Origin of the sequence: Pseudomonas sp. LM13, from assembly GCF_041381355.1 — a bacterium.
In the GTDB taxonomy this organism is placed as follows: Bacteria; Pseudomonadota; Gammaproteobacteria; order Pseudomonadales; family Pseudomonadaceae; genus Stutzerimonas; species Stutzerimonas frequens.
Genome location: NZ_JACBXH010000070.1, coordinates 1 through 8232, shown reverse-complemented (window position 1 = coordinate 8232; position 8232 = coordinate 1). Strand labels below are relative to the sequence as shown.

Genomic DNA, 8232 nt, shown 5'->3' with positions numbered 1-8232 from the left:
TTAGGTGCATCAATCCAGTATTTGCATTCATTGGATATAGAGACCTTCAAGATTAATGACCTTGATTTTGCTAAGCGTATGTATGTCGCAAGCTCTGGTCGCATAGCTTTTAGCGAAAAGCTCATTAAAGAGGTCGTTCGAATGAAAGTTAAGTCTGCTTTTCTTGAGGAATTTGAAACGGCTTACAAAAGAGCATCATACTCTTTGCTTCTTGGTTCTAATCCATTTGCACCTGACGCTAAGATATCTGATCAAGACATGGCAATGTCGTACACCTCAGCAATGGATCAGGCGCGTGCTTATGTCTAGTCTGTATCCTCACTTTGTTAAGCCATACAATGATGAATCGTTTGAAGGGTATCTTTGTCGTGCAGCGGCGGATCTAGGTTATTCATCTCCTGGCTGGCTGCTTACTGAGATTGGTATCAAGGATTCTCGTAATTGTTCGGATGAGGATATTTCTGGTTTTGCTCAGCATTATGGACTAGATCAAACGCAGTTGTTGCGTATGTACCATTATGGATCCGTTACGGGAGCAAGATGGCGAGGTAATTTTTTTCGGTTCAAAGAGCATTATGTCTGCCCACAGTGTATGAAAGATGCTGTGTATTTGAGGCAGTCATGGTGTCACGTCCTTTGCACCGCTTGCAGTTACCACGGTGTGCAGTTGGTGCCGCTAAATAATTACGGTGCTAACCTCGGTCTTGGCACAAATTTAAGTTTATTTATGTTTTTTGAGTCAAGCCTAGGTGAATCTCCAGTAAGCAGCATGGCTGCTTCAGTTGGTCAAATTGAATTGGCCAAAATGCTAGCTGATGCCAATAAAGCTGCTGAAGTATTTTCATTAATCACCGTTGATGGAAAGCTTCCTGAGGATTTCTCTAATTTCTTGATGCTGCTGTCTGAGCTCAAGTCAGGACGTACTTATAATAAGAATAAAAATATTGGGTTTGACCAGGCGATACAGGTTGCATCCGATATAACTGAGCTCCTATTTGATTTCGAGAATGCTTTTGATAAAGATGTTATAGATCGTATTGGTTCGGCTAATGCAAGGGTGTCCGGTGGGTTTATTCCTGCTTTGGGCGGATGGTATAAAAGACTTCATAGAGATTTTACTTCAGCTCCCTATGACCGGATCCGGGATAGGGTCTCTCGTAAATTGATTGCTCATGCAGAGGCGCCGTTAAATCGAAAAATGAAACAAATTGGTTCGGCGTTATTGGAAGAGAAGAAGTCACTCACAGGCTCTGAGGCGGCCAGAATGCTTAACTCTTCTCTCGACAAGATCGTAGCTATGGTTAAATCAGGCGAGCTTAAGGGACGTATTGTTGAAACCTCGGCTAATGAATTCTGTATGGTTTCAAGGCTTGAGGTTGATCGGTTGCGGCAAGAATCACAGGAGTTTCTTGACGGTAACCAAGTAATGGAGCTTCTGGGTATTCCTAAGCGTCTGAAGGATCGACTTGTTGATTGTGAGATTTTGGTGCCAGTTAGCAATGAGTCTCGGAGTAAGTTTTCTCGTGGAAAATTTAAAAGAGAATCAGTGTTGCAGCTGATTGAAAATCTCGAAAGTTATTACCGGCCTAAGAGGTTTTTATCGGGCTCAACCCTGTGCTCGATTAGTCGTAGAAGGTTAAATAAAAGTATCTCGGAAGATATCTATACTGCGATATTTTTCGGAGAAATTCAGTGCGTTCATATTGATCAGTCCAAGCAAGGGATGGATCGTTATATTTTTGATGACGCGGACATTGATTCAATTGTTGATCGCTCAGGCAGAAAAGTTGAAATGTCTGTGGCGGATATGCTCGGTTTATTTGGCTACAAGCATGCAGAAGTCAAAGGGTGGATCAATGGTGGCCTGTTGAATGCGCGTTCTGAGTCACATGGTGAGCACGCTAGGTACTACATATCTCTTCCTGAGTTTAACGAATTCAAGAGTCGCCATATCATTCTGTCAAAAGCTGCACGCGATATGGGAAAACTGCCTGCACATTTGGCTAATTCACTTAGGGCTCGCGGGTTGCTGACTGAGATTGAGCTTCCAGAAGGGGATGGAAGGCGAGGTTTTCTCATCGACGTGCAAAAGCTTCTACTCTACGCTTTGGCGCACTAAAGTGAAGCGCAAGCTAGTTAGTACCAGTCTATCAGTCCAGTCTCGTTACGAGCGGTTACGTAGCTATGATTTGGATTGCACTGTAACGGGCTATCTTCTTGATGTTGAAATCTGTGTCTGCCATGTTGTTGGGAAGGTATATGACTCGCGCCATACTGGCGATGGTTGCCAAATTTTCCCGGCTCAGATCGTTGGTGTTCACAAATATCAACGAGGTCTATGGTGCATTGAAACTGATAGTGATTACTACGCTGTTGTTAGCTTTAAACCCAAAGGCCGTGTATCACTAGATTTTTATCTCTCTCTCATTGAGTCGGTAAGGCTTTTACCGTCTTCCAATAAGTGCCACTGAGCACCATATTGCTCCAGCAGCTGTCGTGTTGAAATCTGAATTGCATTGACATTTTGTCAATAGTCCATTAACTTCATCTCACCACTTTATGCCAGTTATCAGGCAGGCGCCTCTGTAGGTAATGTGTCGATTAACTTTGACGAAACATAGGTTTTTGCCGTTTTACTTTGATTAAGCATGCCGCTTAACTTTGCAGTGACAACGATAGAATCAAGGCTTGCGGGTTGGGGAATGTCGGTTATCTTTGACGACCTCCAGATGCTTGGAGGTCGTTGAAGTTAATCGGCACTTTCTCCAAAGTTAGCCGACATCTGCAAAGTTAACCGGCAACGGATAGCTGACCTGAAACCCCGCAGTCTCTTGGCTTGCGGGGTTTTTATTTGTGCTGATGTGAGTTGCATAGGTGTAGGTCAAGCAGAGAAAAGCGCTTTTTAGTGCGCCCGTTTCGGCGCGCCATTCGCACTGTTAGCCCTGTTAATATCTACAGTAATTGGGATGTGCGTGCATCGACCAAGGACGAACAGGATCAAAGAATGCTCAAGCTCGAAGACATCAAGAAAGACGCACAGGTCAGGGGGATCCAGGCGGATGAGATCGTGCGTATCGTCACGGTCGAGCCTGTTGGCGACAATGCCATTACCGTCTACTTCAAGGACAGCCAGGGCCGACTAGGCGAGCAGATGCTGTTCCGCTCGGACGAGGTACGCCTAGAGCTTGCTCAGGCTGGCAGGCCTTGGTCGTTTGATGCTCCTGGTGCTGACTTTAAGCTTGGCTTGGAGGCCTACCGGATCAATCTGGCGCACCTGTTCGATCCCATGATCATCTTGCCCATCGAACTCTATGGCTTTGTTTTTTTCGCCTGGCAGGTAGCTTTCGAACGATGCCAGCATGCCAAGCTCAAAACGTCCTGCGCAGTTCTCCTGCAAGTACTCACTGACCTTCTTCTGCATCAGCGCAGCAAAAAGCTGCTGCTCAACGGTCATCTGTACTTCTGCGGATCTACCAGTTCGATGCTCTTGGCGGTACATGTTGCGGGTGTGGATCTTGCCACCCAGCTCAATAGCATTGAGTCGGCGGACGACTAGCCTCCCCAATGCGGCTTGTGCTGAGTCAGAGGTACAGTCATTGCCGGAGGGTAAAGCTGCTTCTCGGGAAAAGCCGAAAAGGTTCAGTTGATTGTGTAGGTGATTCAGTTGCCGGTCGAAAGGTGTAGCCGACAGCAATAGCAACCGCCCAACACGATTGGTGCTTTCTGAGTCAGCCCCCAGGAGCATGGCTAGCAACTGATTGCGGTCACTGGTGTCTCGACCCTTCTTCAGGTTGTGCGCCTCATCGACTACGACAAGATCAAAGCGTGGAAGGATGTCGTTTAAGGCCTTTGCCCAAGCAGCCTTCACTTTGCTTTTCAGCGTTGAAACCTCACTTCCCGATAACCCATCGTGGAGCTCAGCCCGAAGTTTGTTTGCTGCCACCAAGTGCTGCGGTTGCGGCAGCATCTGGGTAAACTGTTTAAGTGAGCTTTTGAGGTCGTTGACAGTATTACCCAGGGCAAAACTAAATGCTGATGTGCAAATGAAGTAGTCACGGGTGCTGCTGGTAGCAACTTTCTGAATCAGGTCAGTCAGCCCAGCGCACGCCCAATAGGGTGCAACAGGTCGGTTGCCGAGTCCCTTTACCGAGAGGTCACGAGGGACATAGTTGTACTCGATGAAGCTGTTGTAGTCCTTGACCCATTTGTCGCGCACATTGTTCTTGGGTAGGAGGTAAAGCACGCGTAGTGAGGGGTTAAAGCGCCTCATCAGCGCAGCCACACCCAGGGCAATGTAGGTTTTACCCATACCGACCTCATCAGCGAGGTAGGCTATCTGGTGCTCTGCCAGTCGGTTATGCAGGGCTACGGCCCCTTCAAGTTGCTGCACTGCCAGCTGCTCTAGTTCTGGCTTGCCAGCAGAGAAATCAATCAGGCTCGCAGCCGTGGCTTGGTCAATCCTTTGCAAAGCAATCCCCTTCCCTGCTTGAGCGCGTCATCGTCGCAACAGGCTCAAAAAACTTGGCTTTAAACCAGCGTAAAAACTGTTCGCCCTTTTCTTCGTCAAGCTGAGTCAGAAGCTCTCTCTGCTCCAAGGCCAGGAGCGCTTTTTCAGCCTCTGCCAGCAAGGACACATCCGCATGCTTGTTAAAGCGCTTCAGCAGATCAGCAACGCTCAGTAGCGTCAGGTAGCGCACGATCAACGATGGAGACTGCTTACCGGGGGGCTTAGTAATGGTCTCAAGCAACATCCGTAAGGAATCAGGTTGTTGGCCACGCAGGTAGTACGCCAATGTCTGTACGTCACCGCCTTGCTCAGCTTTGTTTAAGCGACCTGCGAGCTCCCAAAATGCCCCATTAACCTGGGAAAATTCGGAGAAGAAACTCTCAAAGGATCCCTCAGGCGCGAGCTCAGGTAGAAACTCATCCTGAAGACCCTCCTCTTGGCTGGAATGAAGCAGCCTGACAGCCAAGTCACCAAACAGCTCCAGCCGACGCGACTCATGCATGCCTATGAAAATCCTGAGCAGTGCCTGCAAATCGAGTGGCGGCAGATGAGTCGGTCTACAGAAGAGATTGCGTTGCGAGATCAGCACCGTGCCGATTGCATGTTTTCCTTCCGAGTGCCAACGCGCCTGGATCAGTGATGAACCTTGAAGGTGCTGTTTCAGCTGTGAGGCTGGAACAGTCTGGTCTTCCTGGGCATTGAGCTGTACGTCGAGTAATACGTCCAATGCACTGCTGAGCAAAGTGAGCGAGCCCGGTTTAGCTGTCGTCAGATGGAGGGTTTCACTCTGCCAGTCAAACAGAGCATGGATGGCAGGCATTTCCTCACTGCCAGGGTTGATCTGACTTTGGGCCTCAGGCTCTACCTTAAACTTGTCTGGTGGTGCCTGAAGTGGCGCGAGCAAGCACTTTGTTGCGTGCCCGCGAAGTAAGAATCCGGCTTCCACATTTTGGCGAAAGGCCTTGAAGCTCAGATTGACTGAACCCACGAATGCCCAAGGGGCTTTCCCCTGAGACTGGTAGATTTTGGCATGGAGCTTTCGGTAACCAGCTTTAGGGTCGAGGTGACTCTTGCGAATGGATTCAGACCAGCGCCCCCAGCTGATTGTCTCGTTGGGTAAAGCCTCGTAAACCGACTCCCGATCAACCAACGCCTGACCATGCTCATCCAGTGGTAACAGCACAGTGGTTGATGGGTGACGCATCAGTAGGTTGATGATGACCTGATTGTCACCTTCGGCAGCAAAGAACGGGCTGATCACTTCTATCGGGGCATCAGCGTTGGTCTGCTCGGCGATAAAAGTGTCGAATTGAGTTCGCCCTGCGCCGCTACCTGAGAAGTAGAAAGCACAGCTGGGGTCGTCAGCAGTGGCCTCGAAGGAATCCGCAACTGCAAGGATCGCTTCCAGCACTGGCGTTGGTGTCTGGCTCTGGTAGAAGTGCAATGAATCCAGCAATGGCTTGTGGATGTTGCCCGGAGCAGAGCCTTGACTCAGTTCTACCCAATGGCCGACCTCAAGATTCTCCCACCAGCCCGCCTTGGTCAGGTTGAACGATCCAGCCCCTAAAATGATGCTCAGTTGCTCGGATTTGCGTTCGCGAACGACAAGCACCATGAGCTTGGCGTGTTGGCAGGCACCTCCCACTCGCATCGGCAAGTAGTCAACTTCAAGTCGAGGCGCCAGCTGGGGATCGAATACGTCCAGATCGTACACAACTGCCAAGCGTCCTATGTGGTTACGCATCAGGCTCTGCAATTGGTAGTAGCGGATAGTTTCGTTGCTGGATAGGGCTGGATTTCCCAATAGTAGCGGCAGCACTTCGAGCTCGAAAAAATCTGGCTCAAAGCTGTACGTGCTGAAGAACGCCTGCATGACCTCCCGCTCGCCAATGACTGCTCGGAAAGCCTCACTAATGGTCATGGCCTTCATTGCACGGCCGGGTTCTACCCCGTTAGTACGGACACTTTCGAGTAAGCTCATGTCGAGCTGAAGGAGTGTTCATGAAGCGCAAGAAATACAGCCCCGAATTCAAGCGGGAAGCCATCGAGCTGGTTCGTCGTTCAGGGGCGAGCTGCCGGCAGGTAGCCCTGGAGATTGGCGTTGCCCCCAACCTGCTCACACGCTGGGTGCGGGAGGCGCAACCAGGCACTGAGAAAGCCTTCCCTGGAACGGGAAGCCCGCGGGATGAGGAGCTTGCCCGCCTCAAGCGCGAGTTGGCCCGGGTCACCAAGGAACGTGATTTTTTAAGAGACGCGGCAGCGTACTTTGCCAAGGAGTCATCGAGCGGTACACGGTGATCCAGCGCTGCCGCAACGAGTACCCGGTACGACTGATGTGCCGTTGCCTGAAGGTTTCTGCCAGTGGCTACTACGCCTGGCAGGATCGCGATCCAAGCTCACGTGCTCAAGAGAATGCGCGCCTGGTGAGGCGCATTCGGGAGATTCACGAAGACAGCCGTGGTGTGATCGGAGCGCCACGCATGCACGAGGATCTGCGCGACGAGGGCGAAACCGTCAGCCTGAATCGCGTTGCTCGCCTGATGGCGGCTGAGCGGATTCAAGGCTGGCCACGCCGGAAACGACGTGGCTTTGGAAGAGCCGCCAGCGGTCGTCCAGCAGGCGTGAAAAACCTGCTGGAGCGCGACTTCAGCGCGCCGGAACCGGAGCGCAAGTGGGTCACGGACATCACGGAGATAGCCACGCTGGAAGGCAAACTCTTCCTATGCGTGGTGCTCGACTTGTACAGCAAGCTGGTGATCGGTTGGTCGATGCATCACCGACAGGATCGGCAGATGGTGATTCGAGCAGTGGAGATGGCGGTCTGGCAGCGCCAGGGTCACTGGTCAGTGATCCTGCATTCGGATCGCGGCAGCCAATTCACCAGTGCTGACTACCAGCGCTTTCTGAATCGCAACACGCTGGTCTGCAGCATGAGTGCCGTCGGTCATTGCGGCGACAACGCTGCTTGTGAGGGTTTCTTCGGTCAGCTGAAAAGGGAGCGCGTTTCCCATCAGTCGTATCGAACCCGTGACGAAGCTCGGGCGGATTTATTCGACTACATCGAGCGGTTTCATAACCCACGAATGCGTCGTAGAGTCGCCCGGCAAGATTTGAAGTTTTCAGCCTTTTCAAAACCGTCCGTGGAAATGGGGTAGAACCCGCCTGCCTGGCAATCTGTAGAAACGACCCAATGAAATAGGTATTCCACCACTTACCTTGGCAGTGCGAGCTAAGGGATGAGGGGATTGAGGCACGATCATTGGCGACGCGCACTCTCAAGGCATCACCCTGCCATTCAAGCCACGCAGCTCCGCCTCGCTGCTGCATGACTAGCTTGTTCTGCTCCAATACGCAGTTGATCAGGGCTTCAGCATCAGACGCGTTAGCCGCCTCAAAAAGGCGCATCAGGAATGCGCGATGCGGTAGCTTTGCTACTGCTTGCCAGGCATTAGTGAGCCCCAAACCTTCTTCCAGGCGTGGCTGAAGGATATCCAACAGCATTGCACGGTCAGAACCTTTCTGGCCCTGTAGCCAGTCCATGAGTGTGCCAGCAAGCACAAGCAGTGGCTCTAGGGACTGAATCTGAAGGATGGTGTCTCGCAGGTCACTACTCGTTTCCGAGGACTCGCTCAGCCACTTACAGAACACCGGCACACTGATCTCGCCATTGAAATGGCGGAGGTATTCCGTTGCTCTGCTGTAAAGCTCCACCTGCAATTGTCTAG

General features: G+C 51.0%; 4 protein-coding genes and 2 pseudogenes. 4 read left to right on the top strand and 2 right to left on the bottom strand.

The window, feature by feature from the left end; genetic code table 11:
* The 3 genes and pseudogenes from HZR81_RS22730 to HZR81_RS22720 all read left to right on the top strand — a co-directional run.
* Positions 1-309 (top strand): annotated as a pseudogene (locus tag HZR81_RS22730) (hypothetical protein); the annotation flags it as partial.
* Positions 302-2119 carry a TniQ family protein gene (locus HZR81_RS22725; protein ID WP_374417207.1) on the top strand — a complete coding sequence of 606 codons (1818 nt, stop codon included), beginning with the start codon at positions 302-304 and terminating at the stop codon, positions 2117-2119. The pseudogene HZR81_RS22730 and the gene HZR81_RS22725, both read left to right, overlap by 8 nt.
* An 885-nt stretch (positions 2120-3004) precedes the next feature.
* Positions 3005-3124, top strand: a pseudogene (locus HZR81_RS22720) (DUF8742 domain-containing protein); the annotation flags it as partial.
* 54 nt (positions 3125-3178) lie between these two features.
* Here the strand turns inward: HZR81_RS22720 and HZR81_RS22715 are convergent.
* A complete protein-coding gene (locus HZR81_RS22715) occupies positions 3179-4468 on the bottom strand; it encodes a DEAD/DEAH box helicase family protein (protein WP_500129331.1) in 1290 nt (429 codons plus the stop codon).
* Positions 4455-6437 carry a phospholipase D-like domain-containing protein gene (locus tag HZR81_RS22710; RefSeq protein WP_500129330.1) on the bottom strand — a complete coding sequence of 661 codons (1983 nt, stop codon included), beginning with the start codon at positions 6435-6437 and terminating at the stop codon, positions 4455-4457. The genes HZR81_RS22715 and HZR81_RS22710 overlap by 14 nt, the downstream gene beginning before the upstream one ends.
* A gap of 71 nt (positions 6438-6508) precedes the next feature.
* Between HZR81_RS22710 and HZR81_RS22705 the strand changes: the two genes are divergently transcribed.
* Positions 6509-7662, top strand: a protein-coding gene (locus HZR81_RS22705) for an IS3 family transposase (RefSeq protein ID WP_139048014.1) whose coding sequence is annotated in 2 segments (ribosomal slippage) — positions 6509-6755 and positions 6755-7662 — 1155 coding nt in all. Because the reading frame shifts where the segments join, the coding sequence is not laid out codon by codon here.
* The last annotated feature ends 570 nt before the right edge of the window (positions 7663-8232 follow it).